General features: G+C 34.3%; 18 protein-coding genes. 7 read left to right on the top strand and 11 right to left on the bottom strand.

The window, feature by feature from the left end:
* Positions 1–6: 6 nt before the first annotated feature.
* The 4 genes from ACPF9A_RS19980 to ACPF9A_RS19965 all read right to left on the bottom strand — a co-directional run bounded on the left by ACPF9A_RS19980 (position 7) and on the right by ACPF9A_RS19965 (position 5,906).
* Positions 7–1,437: a glycosyltransferase family 2 protein gene (locus ACPF9A_RS19980; RefSeq protein ID WP_423999796.1), complete on the bottom strand. Its 1,431-nt coding sequence runs from the start codon at positions 1,435–1,437 to the stop codon at positions 7–9.
* Positions 1,430–3,574 carry a hypothetical protein gene (locus ACPF9A_RS19975; RefSeq protein ID WP_423999794.1) on the bottom strand — a complete coding sequence of 715 codons (2,145 nt, stop codon included), beginning with the start codon at positions 3,572–3,574 and terminating at the stop codon, positions 1,430–1,432. Before ACPF9A_RS19975 ends, ACPF9A_RS19980 begins: the two co-directional genes overlap by 8 nt.
* Positions 3,575–3,778: 204 nt before the next feature.
* A complete protein-coding gene (locus ACPF9A_RS19970; RefSeq protein WP_423999792.1) occupies positions 3,779–4,144 on the bottom strand; it encodes a response regulator transcription factor in 366 nt (121 codons plus the stop codon).
* Between the two features lies 1 nt (position 4,145).
* Entirely contained in the window at positions 4,146–5,906 is a 1,761-nt protein-coding gene (locus ACPF9A_RS19965) for an ATP-binding protein (protein ID WP_423999790.1), read from the bottom strand.
* Between the two features lie 142 nt (positions 5,907–6,048).
* On the opposite strand from ACPF9A_RS19965, the gene ACPF9A_RS19960 reads away from it, so the two are divergent.
* The gene (locus ACPF9A_RS19960) at positions 6,049–7,338 is read left to right on the top strand and encodes a dipeptidase (protein ID WP_423999788.1); all 1,290 of its coding nucleotides are present in this window, start codon (positions 6,049–6,051) and stop codon (positions 7,336–7,338) included.
* Here the strand turns inward: ACPF9A_RS19960 and ACPF9A_RS19955 are convergent.
* Positions 7,335–7,739: an acyl-CoA thioesterase gene (locus ACPF9A_RS19955; protein ID WP_133687533.1), complete on the bottom strand. Its 405-nt coding sequence runs from the start codon at positions 7,737–7,739 to the stop codon at positions 7,335–7,337. The genes ACPF9A_RS19960 and ACPF9A_RS19955 overlap by 4 nt on opposite strands.
* 272 nt (positions 7,740–8,011) lie before the next feature.
* Between ACPF9A_RS19955 and ACPF9A_RS19950 the strand changes: the two genes are divergently transcribed.
* Positions 8,012–8,422, top strand: coding sequence for a glyoxalase (locus tag ACPF9A_RS19950; protein WP_424004539.1), 411 nt, complete (start codon positions 8,012–8,014; stop codon positions 8,420–8,422).
* On the opposite strand, the gene ACPF9A_RS19945 is transcribed toward ACPF9A_RS19950, so the two are convergent.
* Positions 8,411–9,091 carry a DUF2461 domain-containing protein gene (locus ACPF9A_RS19945; protein WP_424004537.1) on the bottom strand — a complete coding sequence of 227 codons (681 nt, stop codon included), beginning with the start codon at positions 9,089–9,091 and terminating at the stop codon, positions 8,411–8,413. The two genes, ACPF9A_RS19950 and ACPF9A_RS19945, sit on opposite strands and share 12 nt — an antisense overlap.
* A gap of 94 nt (positions 9,092–9,185) precedes the next feature.
* Here ACPF9A_RS19945 and epsC point away from each other — a divergent pair, with 94 nt between their 5' ends.
* Together epsC and cysM are read left to right on the top strand one after the other, a co-directional pair.
* On the top strand, positions 9,186–9,977 hold the full coding sequence (epsC, locus tag ACPF9A_RS19940; RefSeq protein ID WP_423999786.1) for a serine O-acetyltransferase EpsC: 792 nt from the start codon (positions 9,186–9,188) through the stop codon (positions 9,975–9,977).
* Complete coding sequence (gene cysM / locus ACPF9A_RS19935; RefSeq protein ID WP_423999784.1) at positions 9,970–10,857, top strand: cysteine synthase CysM; 888 nt, start codon at positions 9,970–9,972, stop codon at positions 10,855–10,857. The genes epsC and cysM overlap by 8 nt, the downstream gene beginning before the upstream one ends.
* 69 nt (positions 10,858–10,926) lie before the next feature.
* On the opposite strand, the gene ACPF9A_RS19930 is transcribed toward cysM, so the two are convergent.
* From ACPF9A_RS19930 to ACPF9A_RS19920, 3 genes are all read right to left on the bottom strand, one after another.
* Positions 10,927–11,463: a hypothetical protein gene (locus ACPF9A_RS19930; RefSeq protein ID WP_423999782.1), complete on the bottom strand. Its 537-nt coding sequence runs from the start codon at positions 11,461–11,463 to the stop codon at positions 10,927–10,929.
* 193 nt (positions 11,464–11,656) lie between these two features.
* Complete coding sequence (gene corA / locus ACPF9A_RS19925) at positions 11,657–12,751, bottom strand: magnesium/cobalt transporter CorA (protein WP_423999780.1); 1,095 nt, start codon at positions 12,749–12,751, stop codon at positions 11,657–11,659.
* A gap of 33 nt (positions 12,752–12,784) precedes the next feature.
* Positions 12,785–13,570 carry a tRNA pseudouridine(38-40) synthase TruA gene (locus tag ACPF9A_RS19920; protein ID WP_423999778.1) on the bottom strand — a complete coding sequence of 262 codons (786 nt, stop codon included), beginning with the start codon at positions 13,568–13,570 and terminating at the stop codon, positions 12,785–12,787.
* A gap of 299 nt (positions 13,571–13,869) precedes the next feature.
* On the opposite strand from ACPF9A_RS19920, the gene ACPF9A_RS19915 reads away from it, so the two are divergent.
* From ACPF9A_RS19915 to ACPF9A_RS19905, 3 genes are all read left to right on the top strand, one after another.
* Positions 13,870–14,352 carry a hypothetical protein gene (locus tag ACPF9A_RS19915; RefSeq protein ID WP_423999776.1) on the top strand — a complete coding sequence of 161 codons (483 nt, stop codon included), beginning with the start codon at positions 13,870–13,872 and terminating at the stop codon, positions 14,350–14,352.
* Between the two features lie 276 nt (positions 14,353–14,628).
* A complete protein-coding gene (locus tag ACPF9A_RS19910; protein WP_423999774.1) occupies positions 14,629–15,327 on the top strand; it encodes a response regulator in 699 nt (232 codons plus the stop codon).
* Entirely contained in the window at positions 15,324–16,820 is a 1,497-nt protein-coding gene (locus ACPF9A_RS19905; RefSeq protein ID WP_423999772.1) for a sensor histidine kinase, read from the top strand. Before ACPF9A_RS19910 ends, ACPF9A_RS19905 begins: the two co-directional genes overlap by 4 nt.
* A gap of 166 nt (positions 16,821–16,986) precedes the next feature.
* Here ACPF9A_RS19905 and ACPF9A_RS19900 read toward each other — a convergent pair whose 3' ends face one another.
* Complete coding sequence (locus ACPF9A_RS19900; RefSeq protein WP_423999770.1) at positions 16,987–18,456, bottom strand: magnesium chelatase; 1,470 nt, start codon at positions 18,454–18,456, stop codon at positions 16,987–16,989.
* A gap of 15 nt (positions 18,457–18,471) precedes the next feature.
* A complete protein-coding gene (locus ACPF9A_RS19895) occupies positions 18,472–19,623 on the bottom strand; it encodes a vWA domain-containing protein (protein ID WP_423999768.1) in 1,152 nt (383 codons plus the stop codon).
* Positions 19,624–19,815: the final 192 nt, after the last annotated feature.

Genomic DNA, 19,815 nt, shown 5'->3' with positions numbered 1-19,815 from the left:
TACTTATTATGATGCTTTTGCAAAACCTTTTCTAACTTGGGATCCCCAACCAGATTTTATTTTAAATAATTTCTTATAATTCCCTCTAACTGCAGCATATACTACGATGGGATGAAAAATGAATGGCTCTAAAACTGCCAAGCCCATTAATATTAAAATGTCTTTTGTTTTTCGGTATTGGTTATACGAATACACATCCCACAGAATTGCGTAAAACGAAATCATAATTGAAAACAGGAATATGGACAACGTAATCATTAAAAAGAATTCCCAATTTAAAATGCCTAAATAGGCAAATAGTAAAATCGTGAAAAAACCAAAAAATTCTAATAATGGCGCAAGCCATTCATAGAAAAACCAATATGGGTAACTTAATAAACCAAGCCGACCATATTTAGAATTGAACAACATGTCTTTATGTTTGAACAAAGTCTCTAGATTACCGCGCGCCCAACGATCACGTTGATTTATGAGTATTTTAAGGTCTTCAGGAACCTCTGTCCAACAAAGTGGGTCAGGTATATATTCAATAGTATATGGTTCTTTTCTATCATGCATATAACGACGCATTTTAAAAACAATTTCCATGTCTTCACCAACAGTATCGGTATCATACCCACCAACCGCTAACGCAATTTCACGTTCAAAAAAGCCAAATGCACCAGATATGATCAGTAGACTATCGATTCTACCCCATGCCATTCTACCTAATATAAAAGAGCGAGTATATTCTAAAAGTTGAAACCTTGCCAGCCAATTCGTCGGTAACCTAATTTCTTCAAGCTGACCACCTTGTATTATGCAAGAATTTGCAACACGAATAACTCCGCCAACGGCAATCACTCTTTTTTCTGAACGTTGAAAAAATGATTTAACAACATGTAATAAAGCATCTGGCTGTAAAAGGCAATCAACATCGATACAACCTACATACTTGCTCGTAGATAAAGATACACCAGCATTTAGAGCGTCAGATTTACCACCGTTCATTTTGTCGACAACGGTTAATTTTTCGAATGCCCTATTCTTAGATTTGTAAATACCACGAACAGGTTTAGATTTCCAATCGGGATCCATTTCGACATCTATTTTTTCAAGGTCATATGAATCAATGAGTTTTTGTAAGGTATCATCTTTGCTACCATCGTTCACCACCATTACATCGTAGTTAACATACTGCAATGATAATAATGAACGAATATTCTCAACAATGGTGAGTCCCTCATTATACGCAGGTGCAATAATTGTAATCGTTGGCGCCAAAGGTGAGGCCATTATTTTGGTGATATCGGTAAAGCTATTTTTGTTTCTATAGTGAATTGAATTTCTAGTAGAGAAATAAGCCATTGCAGAAAAAAGGCAAAATAATATCAATGTAAATACAAAAAATACAAAATTGATATATTCCAATACCACACCAAATAGCTCACTATCCATTCTTCTTTTTGTATAAAGAGTTAGACAAGGAACATAACTGATCGAATAAAGTAGAGCCGTTATCGTTCGATGCTATTCTTCTTTTAATAGACTCGTTCAATTCTAACTCAAAATCAACCTCAAAGAGTGATTTTTCTTCTGTTTCTATTTCGGGTTGTTCGGTAATTTCTAAGTGAGATTTTATATGCTCTAAAGCCTCTGTAGCTTGTTCTACAAGTATTTCAGAAGCTGTTTTTATGATGCTTTCTAATAAATGGATTTCTTTCTCATCACCAATACTTTTAATTTCATTTAAGAGAATAAGCTTGGTTTCTTGATCCGCAAGGTTATAGATTTCGGTAAATACACTTTCAGCTAAATCATTTTCAGCTGAAAATAATTCGTTAGGTCTTGGTGTCTCATATGAGAATTTTCTAATAAGCTCATTAGCTCTTTCAATTACTAGGTCTGATGTATTACTATCAGCAATTTCTTGCAGTAATGTTAACTCTCTACAATCGCCAAGTTCAGCAATATTTTCAAGCAACACCATAGGATCCAATTCTTCTTGAGGCATAAAATTCGCGACAAACAAAGTATTTTCCTCTTCAAGAGAATCCAATGGATTTAAATTATCATCTACTTCAATAGTAGTATTCAAATTATTTTTAGCATTAATTGAAGACCAATCAATACTCTCAATCTCCATTGTTGGTATAGCTTCATTTAAAACTTCAGACTCAATTTCTTCTTTATTTCCATTGTAATCATCATCTAATTCAAATAAGGGTTCAAATTCTTCTTGAACAAAAGTTGAAACTGGTTCTTTAAAAGTTTCCTCGACTATAACCAATGGTAAAAAGTCTATGCTTAATTCTTCGTCAATATTTTGCTTCACTTCTATTTCTTGATGTTCAATTTTATTTTCTTCATCCAATTCAATTTCATAATTAACATGTGGTAAAAATGACAAATCAGCTTCATTAAAATCTACCGTATCTCTTTGTACTGAAGTTGGTTCAGTTATATTTTCTGATTGCTCTAAAAGGTGTTCAATAGTATCTTCTTCTATTATTTCTGCTTTTGACTCTTCTGCGATAACAGCAACTTCATTGTTATTATCAACCACATCAACAGTTTCGTTTAAAGTTTTCTCCTTATTTAATTCGGATTTATTCTCTGTTCTAGGTTGTTCGATAACACCTTCTGACTCTGATTCAAGTATTCTATCATCTACATTAAGATCATCGATGTTCAATTCAGTATCATAAAAATCTGGAGTCGAAATATTTTTGGTAGGCATTATTCTTTCAGGATCGATTTTATTAAGCGTTCCAATAACTTTTCCTTTAATATTAAAATGGCGTTCAGTAAGTTGTAAATTTTCTAAAAAAGGCACGTCAGCTAAAGTACCTAGCTCCCCAATAGCATCAAGAATTGCTATTTTAATATCATGGCTAGCCTTCGAATACACCAATTTCAATGTCATTAAAGCATTCACGAAATGAAAATCTTTAATGCATTCTATTGCCTCTGCCTGTATATCGCGGTTTTTATGCTTCAACAGTGTTATTATAGATTGTTCGGCATCATTTTGACTGTAATACTTTATTAATCGTAATGAGAACAACACTACATGTGTATTCGATGATGTTAACCAAAGTCCAAATTGTGGTGGTGAATAATTAGGTTTATGTCGTAGTACATCTAACAACTTTAGTTGTTGCCATTCAGCAATCTTAAATTTTGTGTTATCAAGAAAATATTTAATTCCCTCTTCTTTAAGGTTTACGACTGCTATTTCTGCCTGTTTACGAACGGTATTCTGTCTATGGTTAATGAATTTTATAATGAGTCCGTACGCTTCATCAACCTCCATCGTCGTTAATTCTAGAATACCACTAGAAATTACTTGCCATTTACGGCTTCCTAATTTCTCATAAGCATCATGATGTAGCCCTAAATCTTTATATAGTTCTATTAAAACCGCCTGTGACTGCCCTGATAGATCTTTACGTAAATCAAGCAAAACTTCTGTTAAAACATTTCTATCGAAATCGTTTTTGATCAACTCTCTAATATTAACTTTTAGATTTAGATAGTTCATTTTCTCCTCTTTTGAATTCGAATCTTCAAAAAACAAAAATTCATTAATCATGGGGGAAAATTCAATCTTCTTGTCTTTCGTGCGGTGGTTATTTGAGTTAATGTTATTTCTTATAACAAACACACCAATGAAATAGATTACCGCCAACACAAAAAATAGTATAGTCAGCCACCAGAGATATTCTAAATTGAATTCTGGTGCAGTTATTATCGATATTTTAATTTGATTAGGGGGAATCAACAAATTTTATCTTTTTTACTTCTCTATTTCTCTTGCTATTCTAACTAATAATTCAGTAGGACTTACTGGTTTAGTGATGAAATCATTTGCACCTAATTCAAAAGCCGTGAGAACATTTTGTTCGTTACCAGCTGATGATATAATAATTATAGGTGTATTAGATTTTAGTTCGTTTCGTACATAGTCAATGAGCTCAATACCAGAAAAATAAGGCATCATTATATCGCTCACTATAATGTCGGGCATAGAATCTTTTAAATATTCTTTTACCTCTTTACCATTAGCCGAATGGTGTACTGCATAACCACCCTTCTTAAGCCTAAAATTTAATAAAGAGGCTAATAGTTGGTCATCATCTGCTAATAGTACGGTTTTACTCATATTACTTTTTGTTCATTAATGTTAACTCCGTGGTAAGGTTCTCTTCCAATACCGGATAATCAATCAAGAAAACTTCATATAATTCTTTTACTCTTTCTACTTTGTTTGCTTTACAACTTGCCTCAATATCAACGATTAGTTTTCGCATTCCGTCAGCCTTTATCATGGCAAAACCTGCTTTTAATTTATGAGCAGATAATGCGATCTCTTTTAGGTTATCAGTTTTTAAATGAATGGTAACATTACCAATGAATTCGATAGCGTTCAGTTTAAATAATTTTACTAGCTCGTTCAGCATATCTATCTCACCAAAGCAATCTTTTAAAAGATGATTTAGATCAACAACCGTGGTTTCTTTAGGTTCTATCATTGGCTTCTGAAGTATTGAAGAAAAATCTTCGAGTTCAACTTTACTTTTTTTATTCTTTAAAATGGTCATCATTAAATCGTTTAAGCTGTATGGTTTTAATAGAAAATCGTTAATTCCTATTGCCCTACATTCTGTGCTATCCTGTTCGGTGAAATCTGCACTAAAAGCAACAATTGGTATAGACTTAATTTTATCGTTTTGGTGAGTTCTAATAATCTTAGAAACCTCAAATCCGTTTTGGGTAGGCATTTTTAAATCCATTAGAATAAGATCTACATTACTAGAATCAAGAATTTCTAGACCTTCAGTTAAAGAAACATTCGCATGCACCTTGCAACCCCATTTCGTTAATTGCTCGACAATTAGAAGTGTATTCATTTGGTTGTCTTCAAAAACCATAATCTCAGTACCTGCTAATAAATGCTGACCTTTTAAATTCTTATATGGTTTTTTCGATTTTTTAGAAGCACCTATGTTTTTACCATTAGGGTAAGGCAATCTAAAGGTTACCGTAGTACCGCTATCGATGGTACTTTCAATTTCTATATCTCCTTTAAGTTTCTCAATTATTTCTTTTGTAATCGTTAAACCGAGTCCCGTACCGCCATATTTACTTGAGGTATCTGTCTCTGCTTGCATATAACGGTTAAAAATCGTGTCGATTTTTTCTTTAGCAATGCCAATACCGGTATCTGCTACAGAAAATTCTAGCACGCAATGGTTATCATAAGATTCTTTGCTAAATACCTCTAATTTTATAAAACCTTGTTCAACGAACTTTACAGAATTACCTAAAAGATTGAGCAGAACTTGAGATAATTTTGAAGGGTCGCCCTTTATAATTTTAGGTACATTCTCATCAATCTCTACTAAAAGTTCAATTTTGCGATCAACGATCAAAGTTTCGCATAAAAACATAACATCTTTAAGTAAACTATGTAAGTTAAAATCGACCGTTTCAAAATTGGAAGCGCCAGAAGAAATCTTAGAATAATCTAACACTTCATTTATAAGCTTTAATAATGTATTAGATGCAAACTGTATGGCATCTACCTTTTTATGTTGACCACTAGTTAGTTTTTCATCTTTCAATAAATTGGCGAAACCAATAATACTGTTCAATGGTGTTCTAATTTCATGACTAATATGCGTAATGAATTGTTTTTGTGATATCTCTTGATTTTCATCATTAGAGGGTTCGATAGTATTCGAAACAACTGCAACTTTTTTAGGCTCGTAAATATGATTTTCTAAACTAGATCGAAAGGTATTAAATGAACCTTTTAAGATCTTAGCATCGTCGGCACTTAACTCTTCAAAAGAGAACTCGCTAACGGTTCTTTCAAGTTGCGCTAATTGACCAAGTAAATCCTTAGTTTTTGAAATTGACATAAATAGGTATTCTTTAGTTTAAGGGGGTTGGTATTTATTATTACCTAAAAATGCATCAATACTGTTGCGAGAACAATAAAATGTTCCCTAAGAGTGGTTATTTGTTGTGAATACACTTAAATTGTAGGTCTAAACTCACTTCATGAAGCAGCTTATCGTTTTTCTGTGTCTTACAACCATTATCTCTTGCGGAGAAAAAAAAGAAAAAATTGAGGAATCTACCTTAGAAAAAGCACATCGAATTCACGATGATGTTATCACCATTGACACCCATAATGACATCAATGTTAAAAACTTCTCAGACAGTGTAAATTACAGTCAGAGGTTAGATACCCAAGTTAATTTACCAAAGATGAAAGAAGGCGGTTTAGACGTCACTTGGCTTATCGTTTATACAGGTCAAGATACGCTTACCGATAATGGTTATGGCAAGGCAAAAGAGAACGCTATTCAAAAATTCGAGGCTATTCATAAATTGTGTGAAGAAATTGCACCCGATGAAATAGAATTGGCTTTAACTTCTGCAGATGTAAAACGAATTGTTGGGGCTGGAAAAAAGGCTGCAATGATCGGAGTTGAAAACGCCTACCCTATCGGTACAGATTTAACCCAATTTAAAACGTACAATGATTTAGGGGCACGTTATATTTCTTTGGCGCACAATGGCCACAGTCAATTCTCTGACTCAAATACCGGTGAAGCAGATGATGTTTGGTTACATAATGGATTAAGTGATTTAGGAAAGTTAGCGGTAATAGAAATGAATAAGCTAGGTATAATGATAGATGTTTCGCACCCTTCAAAAGAAGCGATGAAGCAAATGATAGCATTGTCAAAAGCACCAATTATAGCATCGCATTCGTCAGCACGGGCGTTATGCGACCACAGCCGTAACCTTGATGATGAACAATTAATGATGATGAAAGAAAATGGCGGGGTGGTGCAAACCGTAGCATTTAGCTCTTATTTAAATACTGAAAAGCATGACGCCAGAGCAGCATATATGAAATCTATTTACCAGAAAGTTGCTGATTCATTAGAAATAGCTTGGTATGAGCGTTCTCAGTTTTCAAGTCTGACCGATACTGAAAAAGAAGCTTTTATGGAAAACTACCCTAAAGTACTTGAAATTGGTAAGGGCTTGGTTGAAAATAAAACTGACGCGCCAGCTGCCGTAAATGTTGCCGATTTTGTAAACCATATAGACTATATGGTGAAACTAATAGGTATAGACCATGTCGGTATAAGTTCAGATTTTGATGGTGGAGGCGGTATCGAGGGGTGGAACGATGCGTCGGAAACCTTTAATGTAACGTTAGAACTTGTAGAACGCGGTTACTCAGAAGAAGACATTGCAAAATTATGGGGCGGTAACCTTATGCGTGTATTAGACGAAGTTCAGGCTCAGGCGAAAATATTGGGTGAGATTTAATAATCTTCACCCAAGGCTGCTAAACGATCTTTAACGAACTCAATTTTCGTTTTACCATGCGGAGTAGGTTTTCCATTCTCCCCAAGGTTCACCATAATTATATTATCGACCGTTACAATTGTCTCATGGTTCATTTTATTACGAACCTCGCAATTTAAGGTCAACGATGTTTTACCAAATTTGACAACTTCAATTCCAATTTCAACAACGTCACCTTTTACAGCGGCGCTCATAAAATTAATCTCAGACATATATTTGGTAACTACCTTTCCGTTTTCTAATTGAATAATTGCATATAAAGCAGCCTCTTCATCTATCCAAGCTAGTAATTGACCTCCAAACAATGTTCCGTTAGAATTCAAATCACCTGGCTTCACTAATTTTCTTGTATGAAATCTCATAGTTTCCTATTTAAAAAATTACGGTGCAAAGTTATGTTGAAAAAAAGGAAAACTACCATTTCCAATGGTTTAGCAACTACGAATTGCCAATAGTAACAATTGAAGTATTAAATAGTTACATATTAATAATTGTCGACAGAGAGATTTATGATTACCCTAATTTAGAGTGCTAATTTTTGCTTTAAACGATAATGTTCATAACAGGTTAAAAACTTCTTTTGGGTGGTAATCATGAGTTTTATCTAATACGTACCTTTAAATAAAATCAAAAAATAATGGACAGGACACAGCAATTGCAATCAATTCGACCAACAATTACCTCTGCCAAAATAATGCCAGACATGAGTGATGATGAGCGGTTTCAGAATGAAACATTGCGACCAATAATCAAATTTCAGAACGATTTGTTATTGGCTTCTTTTCAGAATTACATTAAAAAAATGAAAAATACCTTTTACGAGCTAAAACTTGAAAAACGATTAGATTATATAGCCAAAGCCATTCAAAAAGACATCAAATATAGAAATTCATTAAAAGGAATGATTATCGGTCATTTTACCGTAGAGGAATACGAAAACTACATTCAAAACTCATCTGCTTTGAACAAAAGAATGATGAATATGGTTGTAAAAAGATTGCAAGATCAAATTCAAATTTTTGAGAAGCATGAACTAATCCAATAAAGATTCACCATTCATCGTAGTCGTTAAAATACTACTCATGAGATCAAAGTATGGTCTAATAGTTTGAAAACTATCGTTCACCTCATTTGCAAAATTATTGGAGAGTACTTCGTCATCAGTAAATTTTTTAACAAAAATAAACTGCTTCATTCGTATAAATTCGATATTTGGATCTTCCTTATCAAAGCCTTTTGGTGCTGTTTTTAATTCATCGCCAACAATTTGTCCCCAGACCTTTTTAAATTTCGTATCATTAATAATTTCAACTAGTTCAGTAGTATCTACCTGCCATTCTTTTCGAATACGCAATAAATCATCCTTCTCCGGATTCCAGAATCCTGCTGCTACAAAGCTATTACCTGACTCTATCTGCAAATAATATCCACCTCTTCTATGTTTACCGGCTCTAGAAAAAGAAGCAGAGAAATTACTTTTATAAGGGGTTTTATTCTTTGAAAAACGAACATCTCGGTAAATTCGAAATACCTTCATTTTTTCAATTTCGTCATGTGTTTTAAGTAAATCATGCACATGGCTAAAGAAGCTTTTCACCTTCGTCTCCTCTACTTTAAACGCTGACTTATGTTCTGTAAACCACTCTCTATTATTATTTTTCTTTAGTGTGTTTAAAAATTGAAATGTACCTTTTGTAATATTCGTTTCTAACATACGACCTAACTCTTGTGATTTTAAGCTAAAGTTAACCATAAGAAGAGAAGTACTTTTAGTTATTTGGTTAATTTTGATCAATTAATGCAAACACATGGACCATCGATCTATAATCGAGAAGATTAATACACATAAGAAACAGCCGAATTTAAGATTTCGATTAAAAAGAAATACGGAGAAGTTTACCGACCTACTTTTCTATATGCTATTTGATATTGAAACACCAGTAGCCGAAAGTTTAGACGCACTTGAAAAACAATTTGATGAACTTGTAGATTTAGCTTGTTGGGAGAGTGAAAGGCCTTGTAAGAAAGTTTGGGAGAATTATGTAGAAAAGCTTCCGTTAGTTTTGGAAAGCTTAAATCTCGATGCAGAAGCAACCGTAAACTGTGACCCTGCCTCGTTATCTATTGAAGAAGTGTATATGGCTTACCCAGGTTTCTATGCCATATCGGTATATAGGTTGGCGCATGAGTTATATAAAATGGGCTTTCCATTAGTACCAAGATTAATGACAGAATATGCACACAGGCAAACAGGTGTAGACATTAATCCTGGCGCACAAATAGGAAAATCTTTTCACATTGACCATGGTACAGGAGTTGTCATCGGAGAAACGGCCATTATCAGAAATGACGTCAAAATTTACCAAGGTGTAACCCTTGGCGGACTCTTTGTTGCCAAAAAATTACAGCAGACCAAACGGCATCCGACCATAGATAATAATGTAACTATTTACGCAAATGCTACCATCTTAGGCGGTGATACTATTATAGGTGCGAATAGTGTTATTGGCGGTAACGCTTGGATCACAGCTTCAGTACCACCAAATTCAACGGTTTTTCATAAACCAGAAATTAAAATTAAAACATTACCGCATGTCTAATACTTTATTATCACTTATTGGCAATACCCCGCTAGTAAAGTCACGAGTACTAAATACAAACCCTAATGTTTCTCTATATTTTAAATTAGAGGGGCATAACCCAGGTGGCAGTGTAAAAGATCGCGCAGCCTATAACATGATAAAAACAGGTTATGACAATGGCGATTTTACAGTTAATGACAAACTAATTGAAGCTACCAGTGGAAATACCGGTATTGCTTTAGCTATGATAGCTGGTGTATACGGACTAGATATTGAATTGGTAATGCCCGAAAATGCTACCAAGGAAAGAGTGCAGACCATGAGAGCGTACGGTGCCAAAGTAACCTTAACATCTGCTGATGTAGGTATTGAAGGCGCTCGAGATTATGCGGAAAGTAAAGTTGCCAATGAAGGTTATATAATGATGAACCAATTTGGAAACGAAAACAATTGGAAAGCACATTATAAAACAACTGGTCCTGAAATATGGAAAGATACCGGTGGTAAAATAACCCATTTTGTGTCGTCTATGGGTACGACAGGTACCATAATGGGTACGTCTACCTTCTTAAAAGAGAAAAACAGCAATGTGCAAATAGTAGGTGTTCAACCAAGCGATAATGCTAGTATACCAGGCATTAGAAAATGGCCGCAAGAATATTTACCAAAAATATTTAATCCTAAAAAAGTAGACCGTATTATGGAGGTCAATGAACTGGAGGCTAAAACTATGGCTCGGAGATTGGCAAAAGAAGAAGGTATTTTTTCAGGTATGAGTAGTGGCGGCGCAGCGACGGTTGCATTACGCCTAGCCCAAGAATTAGACCACGGTGTCATTGTTTCTATTGTATGCGATAGAGGTGATCGCTATTTGTCTTCAGATCTATTTGAATTATAAAAGTTTGAAAATAATGGATAAAAAAAAGAGCCGTGTATACGGCTCTTTATATTTTAAGATATCAGATTACTAATTTTTTAAAGTAACTGTATCGTTAGGCTTGCTATATTCTTGAACAAGAAATTCTAAATTCTCGCCCTGTTCATTTGTAAAAATATAGGTGGTTTTATCATTTAAAACTTCTTTACTTTTTAAGTTTAGATTTTCAACGATCTTTAAATTTTCACCTTCATTCATAGCAACAACTAATTCATCATTTTTTGAAACTAGAACAAAGTCCTCAGGTGTGTTCGATTCGTAGCTAAATACTATTTTTTCATCAAACTCGTCATCATCGTCATTATCGATTTGAACTGTTTTAATGATGGTCGAAACACCATCCAAGACTCTATCTTGATCAATTTCGCCTTCATCTTCTTCAGAAGTCTCCACACTATTTAATCGGGTTGTAGTAATTTCTACAGTATTTTTAACCAGTTTTTTTCCATCATTAGTTGTGTACGATTTAGAAATTTTGGTATCAAGTACTTCTTGATTTTTCTCTTGTGCCCACAAGCCGCCTGATAATAATAACAATGCAGCAATATACATATAAGCAGTTTTCATTTTCATATATTTTATTTTAGAGTTTATAAAAGATTTAAAATACTGTGAGTGACAGTAATTAAATCGCTATTATCTTGTGTTCAAGATATTAGCAAGTTATATGAAAGGTAACGATAGCAATGACCCATAAAAATTATTATTTAATGGAATTGCTTTTGAGAGATATAGTGAAAACTGAATTTTTAGTTTTGGATTAAAGCCACTTTTTCTTTTTGAAGTAAAAAATCATTCCCACTAAAAGAGCGATCATTACTACCCATACAACGTAGTATCCATATTTATAATGAAGTTCGGGCATATGGTCAAAATTCATACCGTAGATACCTGCAATAAACGTCAAAGGAATAAAAATGGAAGCCATAATGGTTAGTACCTTCATCACCTCGTTCATTTTATTACTCATGTTACTCATGTACATTTCCATCAAACTCATAGACATTTCGCGATATATCTGTAAGCTTTCATTAATTTCAACCGTATGGTCATGTACATCACGTAAAAATAACTTGGTATCTTTAGTTATCAGTGGATTATCGGTATCTATAAGTCTACTTATTAATTCCTTTACGGGGAATACCCACCTTCTAATTTTAAGCACCTCTTTTTTTAATTGCTGTATATTTTTGGCTACAACAGGTTCTGGATTGTTATAAACTTCTTCCTCTAAAATTTCAATCCTATTATTTAAATTTTCTATAGCCAAAAAGTAATTATCCACTATTGCATCTAATAGAGCAAAGAATAAGTAATCTGCACCTCTAGTTCTAATACGACCAAGTTTACCAGTAATACGCTCACGTAAACCGTCAAAAACATCAGCCTTCACTTCTTGAAAAACTAAAACTGTATTTTCATGTAAAATGATAGCGATATGCTCGCCAACAATTTCATCTTCCTCAGAAATATAGAGCATACGAAAAATCCCAAAAATATAATCTTCGTATTCATCTATCTTGGGGCGCTGTTCAGTGTTAACGATATCTTCAAGCACCAAAGGGTTCAAGTTAAAGTGCTTACCTATTTTTTCGATAAAAAGTTCATCAGTAATACCAACAACATTGATCCATGATATTTTATCTGCTCGTTCCTCTTTAAAAAAGTGATCTAAGTTTGCAAACTCGGTAGTTTCAAACCCATCAGGGTTATAGGTTGTGCTGTAAATTATACTATCACTAAGCTCTTTATCGCCCATGTAGCTTATGGTACCGGGTGCCTTACCTAGCTTATTCTGCTGGCGCGATTTTTTCTTTTTACGTTTAGGGAAGTTTAGCTTCTTATTTACTGCCATGAACAATTTTTTATAAATATATTAAACTACAAACTAGTTATTGAACTGAAGCTTGTTTAAAATTAAACCAGAACCAGGTGCAATAGTATTTAGTTTATGAGTAGACCCTGTAAGTAAAGAAGCCTTAATTTCTTCTAAAGTAAGCTCATATTTACCAAGTTGTACCAATGCCCCCATAATCATTCGAATTTGATACCTTATAAAACCTTTCCCTTTAATTTTTAAAATATAACTGTGTTCAGGAAAAAAATTAGCTGTCAAAATATCATTGGGTACAATACTACAAGATTCAATTTCTCGAACGGCAATTGTTGTAGGTTTTATCGATGCGGTATACACACTAAAATCATGCATCCCTTCAAACAAAGAGGCTCCCTGCTTCATTAACCCCAAATCTAGATGGTCTAGATAATTTGTGATAAAAGGTGCACTAAACGGATGATTCTTGCTTCCGAAGGAAAAGAAGTAGGTATACTCCTTAATTTTACTATCCTTTATAATATTAAAATCTTGATCAATAGGTGCTATCGAAAGTAAACGAATATCTGATGGAAGGTTTTTGTTAAAATCTTGTATAAAAATATCTAAGTCTACTAATGGTTCTTTAACGAAAAGTTCAAATGCACCATCTAATGAAGAGACTTTAGCATCGGTTCTGCCCGCACCTAAAATTTTATAGGGTGTATCGGGGTATAAAAAGGTGAATGTCTTATCGAGCATGCCTACAATAGTGCGTAGTTTAGGTTGCACCTGCCAACCATTAAATCTAAAGCCCAAATATTGCAGACGTACCAAATAACAAAAACGCAGTTTCTTCATTTTGTAAATGTAATTACATTATCATAATTACTAAACACATCATGTAAATTGTCTTCTTACCCATCATCTGCCGAACCCGGTTTCAAACAGATTATTACACTATTAATTCCTACAGTAGTATTATAGGTAAATTATTGTTAATGTTTAAAAAAAATAGTAATATTAGTGTGTGGTTACCCTAAAATAAAGGTCTTGAACAACAAAGTTAACCGTTCGTCGATTTGTTTGGAAAAAACCACAATCATACCATTACTTGCAGCGAAACTATGGTTCCCCTTAGACCATAAAAACTAAATTTTATGAATTCTATTAAAGGATTATTTACTTGGAAACGAACCTTAATTGTTTCAATTATTGTACTTTTTTTATTGAATATCTTTAGTTTTTACGGGTTATATACCAATAAGTTTTACTTTTTTAAAATTGATAATTACATCTTTCCTATTTTATCTATAATACACTTCGTCTTTCTATATGTACTCTGGTTTAAAATTAAAGAGAAAGAGTTAAGTGACCCACCAATGCGAACGTTAGAATATATTCTTTATATCATTTCATTGGTGTACCTATATAAATTGGTAGAAACTATAATCGTATTGTCCAGTTACTCAGATTTTGAAAATCATCTTATACCGGGTACATTCTTACCTATCGGTTATTTAATGTTGACATTATACGCAGTTTTATTATTGGTAACGCTTTTAGCTGTAGTATATAGAAAAGAAATGGTCGGCACTTATATATTCGATGATATGAACCAACATGTTGACCACTGGAAATAACTAATACTTAAAAAATATATGTAGCCCTCGGTAAGTAATTATCGAGGGCTTTTTATTTGGAATAGGTTGCTATAAGCGATGTCCTTCTTAAAAAGGTATGTCTACGATTGCTCTTAAACTTCAGAATTATTACGAGAAAATTCTATTAAATCCGTTAGTATTGTAATTATCAAGGTAATACTCGACTGACTTATAATCTAAATTACAGTGACTAAGACTATTTTCTGTTCATTGTGATTTTTCTGTGATACTTTTTTTCTTTATTCGTAATTCATTATGACACGTATACTTATTATTGAAGATGATCCTGAAATCATTAAGCTACTAGAGCTACACCTTTCTGATGTTAGTTATGAAACCACCATGGCAATGGATGGTATCGAAGGGCTAAATTTAGCCCTAGAAAATGATTACGAGTTAATTCTTTTGGATCTTACCCTGCCTGGTTTAGACGGAGTTGAGATTTGTAGAAAGCTTCGTGCTACCAAAAATACGCCTGTAATTATGTTAACCGCAAAATCTGAAGAGATAGATCGTGTTTTAGGCTTAGAAATAGGTGCAGACGATTATATGACGAAGCCCTTTAGTATAAGAGAGCTTTTGGCAAGAATTAAGGCAGTACTTCGAAGATCAAATAAAGTAGAAACAAAACAGCCCGATACTTCAATTATTTTGGCTGAGGGTCTATCGATTGATGTTGATAAGCGAAAAGTAGTATTAGGCGATTATAAAATAGAATTATCACCCAAAGAATTTGAACTGTTAGTGCTTATGGCTTCTAACCCTGGTAGAAATTATACTAGAACCGAATTATTGAATATCATATGGGGATACAATTTTGAAGGCTATGAGCACACGGTAAATTCTCATATTAATAGGTTGCGAGCCAAAATAGAATCTGATATGGCAAACCCAAATTATATTTTAACAACTTGGGGCGTGGGCTATAAATTTAATGAAGAGATAATGGCATGATAAATAAAGAAAAAACACTTACGCCCAAGTTGGTCAAAAAATTATGGATAGCCTTTATATTCTTAATTGTTTTGATGGGGGCGTCCTATATATTCATTACCGGATATCTTACATTAAACTACAACCAGGCAATTACACAACGAATAAATGCTAATGTTGCAGATCACGTAATTCAAGAAAAGTTTCAAAATGCCGCACCGTTTTTAGAAGATGGGACCGTTAATAAGGCTCTTTTCGGAGATCTTATGCACGATATGATGGCCGTAAATCGAGGTATTGAGGTCTATCTTCTTGATAAATCTGGCGACATACTATATTCCGTAGTGCTAGAGCACAATGATAATGAGCCTATGAAATCGGTTTCTCTTGAGCCTATACATAAGTTTATCGAAACCAAAGGCGAAGAATTCATTTTAGGTGATGACCCTCTGAATTCTGAAGCGCAAAATATCTTTTCTGCCGCACCTTTTTCTGTCGATGGGCATGAGGGGTATATTTATATTATAGTTGCAGGAAAAGAATTGGCACTCATAAGCGATAACCTCTTCGGAACGTATTTCACCAAACTAAGTATAGGAGCTATAGTACTCACCATGCTTTTTGCAGCTCTCGTAGGAATATTAAGTATATGGTTTTTGACCAAAAACCTTCGAATAATTACCCAGACGGTACGTAAATTTCAAGAAGGTGATCTGGATATTAGAATTAAGAATCCTGAGCAATCGGATATTGAAGTGGTTGCCCTTTCTTTTAATGAAATGGCAGATACCATTGTAGATAACATGGATAAAATGAAATCTGTCGATAATCTACGTAGAGAGCTAATCGCAAATGTATCTCACGATCTTCGAACACCTTTAGCTGTTTTAAAAGGATATATAGAAACGCTACAGATTAAGAAAGACACACTGACTGAACAGCAGAAAGAAGAATATTTACAGATTACCCATAGTAACATAGACAAACTTTCAAGTTTAATTAATCAACTATTTGAATATTCGAAATTGGAGGCTGAACAGGTCACCCCTATTAAAGAACCATTTTCAATTACAGAGCTATCGCATGATCTAATAGCTAAATTCAAGCTATTGGCCGAACAGAAACAAATACATCTACAACTAGAAAACCCTGAAGAAAACTACATGGCTTATGCAGATATAGGTTTAGTGGAAAGGGCATTACAGAATTTAATTGAAAATGCGATTAAGTACACAGAGCCTAATGGCAAGGTAACTTTGAGCCTTGTGAAAATGGGTAAACAAATAGAAATAAATATTACGGACACCGGCAACGGTATACCGGTAAATGATCAACCATTCATTTTTGATCGCTATAAGCAAGTCGATGAACATACCAAGAAACAAGGACTAGGATTAGGCTTAGCTATCGTTAAGAAAATAATGGATTTACATGATACCACCATAGTGGTTCTAAGCAAACCCTATGAAGGAAGTTCTTTTATATTTAAACTGCCTGCTTATCAATTACAATAATTTTAATTTTGCTATGAAAAAGAGAAAGCCCTATCCGATTTGGATAGGGCTTTTTTAAATTTTAATCGAGGTTTGATCAATCTGTGACTTAACTCGAAAATTTACTTTTGTTAATTTTCAGGTATTTTCTATAAAACACCTATTTGATATACTCTGGTGAAGTCCACTAAATATCTTTTAAGAAACTGCTATAGAGGTCTTTAAACTCAAACCCATCTGTAAAGCGCTGTTTGTTCAATTTTTTATAGGATACCAATCCCCAGAGTAAGAGTTCTTTTAAGAAATATACATCTTTAACATCATAACCTGGTTGGTGATCTTTCAATAATTGATTTAAAGCGGGTATGCTATCTAAAGCACGTTTGTACTCTTCATCAGTAAAATCGTCCATTAATTCAATACCCTCACCTTGAAAGAACCAATGTAACAATTCGTCATAAACCGTTTCTTCATCTTTACGTTCTAGTTTATTAATTTTTGGGAAGTATTTCGGAAACAAAGATTTTACAGCATCATCGATTAATATAGCCGCAACTCCGTCTGCTCCCTCCTGCTCACCTTCATATACTAATTCTATCTTTCCTGTAATTGAGGGAATAATACCTAAGAAATCACTCAAGCGAACCATCGTATGGTCACCACCATTTAATAATGATCTGCGTTCTGCAGTACTCAGTAAGTTTTCAAAAGCAGTAATACTAGTACGGGCACTCACACCACTTTTAGCATCTACATATTCACTTTCACGTGCTTCGAAAATGATTTGCTCTAACAAGTCTTTTGCTAAATCTGGCACATAGACAGCATCTGTTTGGCGAGAATCTAACTTCGCTTCTTGCTCTGTAATTTTTCTAGCAATTTCAATATCATCTGGGTAATGCGTTAATATCTGAGACCCAATTCTATCTTTCAGCGGAGTAACGATACTACCTCTATTGGTGTAATCTTCTGGATTAGCCGTAAATACGAACTGAATATCTAACGGCAATCTTAATTTAAATCCGCGAATTTGAATATCTCCTTCTTCTAATATATTAAATAAAGATACTTGTATACGTGCCTGTAAATCTGGTAGTTCGTTAATTACAAAAATACAACGGTTGGCACGAGGTATCATTCCGAAATGAATCACTCTGTCATCTGCATATGATAATTTCAGATTTGCTGCTTTAATGGGGTCTACATCGCCAATTAAATCTGCCACGGTTACATCAGGAGTAGCCAATTTCTCAGCAAAACGTTCGTCTTTATGCATCCAAGTAACGGGAGTATCATCGCCTTTTTCTTTGATAAGCTCCATGGCATATCTAGACATCGGTTTCATAGGATCATCATTAATTTCAGAACCTTCTACAACGGGTATGTATTCATCTAACAGATTCACCATTAAATGCGCCAAACGTGTTTTCGCCTGACCACGTAATCCTAATAAATTAATATTGTGGCGAGAAAGAATAGCACGCTCCAATTCAGGAATTACAGTATCTTCATAACCCCAAACCCCAGGAAAAGCATCTTCCCCTTTTTTAATTTTCTCGATAAGATTATCTCTTAACTCATCTTTTACACTTTTGGTTTCGTATCCGGCAGCTTTTAACTCCCCTAGTGTGCGTATTTTTTTATAATCTAATTTCATAAAATTTTCTTAGTCTTATTTCAATCTTTTTTTTCTATTTGCTTCGTAATCTTCAAAAATCATTTCTCCTAAACCTTTTAATCCGGTAAAGAATGCCTTGCCTTTATTAGCCTCAGTAAAGTGGCGAATAAATTGCATTAAGTAAGGATCTTGAGCGATCATAAATGTTGTTATCGGTATATGAAGTTTACGAGCCTGTCTCGCCATATTATAGCATTTCTCCACAATAAAATCATCCAAACCAACACTGTTCTTGTAATATGTACCGTCTGGCATGCGAAGACAACTTGGCTTACCATCGGTGATCATAAATATCTGCTTATTGGTATTACGTTTTCTACGAAGCATATCCATCGCCAATTGCAGACCAGCCACTGTATTGGTATGATACGGGCCTACTTTTAAATACGGCAAATCTTTAATCGGTATCGGCCAGGCATCGTTACCAAATACTAGAATATCTAAAGTATCTTTAGGATATCTCGTGGTAATCAATTCTGCCAGCGCCATAGCTACTTTTTTAGCCGGAGTAATACGATCCTCACCATACAAAATCATACTATGGCTAATATCTATCATTAATATAGTACTCATTTGGGCTTTGTGCTGCGTATCTTCAACAACCAAGTCATCTTCACTTAGCTGAAAACTGCCCATGCCATGATTGATCTGCGCATTTTTAAGGCTCTCGGTCATAGATATATTTTCCAGACCATCGCCATAACGGTATTCTCTTAAGTCGCCCGTATGCTCATCTCCTTGTCCAGATTTACCTGTTTTATGATTACCTGCACCACTTCTTTTAAGTTTACCAAAAATTTGGTCTAAAGCACGCTGACGAATTATACGTTCCATCTTTGCGGTAATGGAGATATCTCCACCACCAGAACCTTCTTCTCCGTCATGTGCGTCGCCACCGCCATCTTTAAACTCTTCGCGTATGTAACCCTTAGCCTTTAATTCTTCTATAAAGTCTTCAATGGTGTAATCTTCAGTAGTAAGTTCATACTCCTTGTCCAATTCACGTAACCAATCTATAGCCTCGTCAAAGTCTCCAGATGTATGTGTAATAAGCTCTTGAAAAATATCAAATAGCCTATCAAAAATCGATTGTTCGGGTGCTTCGTAAGTTTCAAAGCGGAACCCTTTTCTTTCGTTCATAGCCATAGTATAAAATTAACACTTTTACATTGGATGCTCGTCGTATTTAAGAAATGTTAACGTTGTTGTTTAATTTTTTGGTTGTTGGTTGTTGGTTGTTGGTTGTTCGTTTAAAATTAGACTTTGGGTACGAATCGCTGGACGTTATTCGCCCTACGCTTTGCGGATTACGTGTTGCGCTTACAGGTTCATCTTTGT

Origin of the sequence: Maribacter sp. IgM3_T14_3 (assembly GCF_049603095.1) — a bacterium.
Classification (GTDB): domain Bacteria; phylum Bacteroidota; class Bacteroidia; order Flavobacteriales; family Flavobacteriaceae; genus Maribacter.
This window is presented reverse-complemented; position numbering and strand designations above follow the sequence as displayed.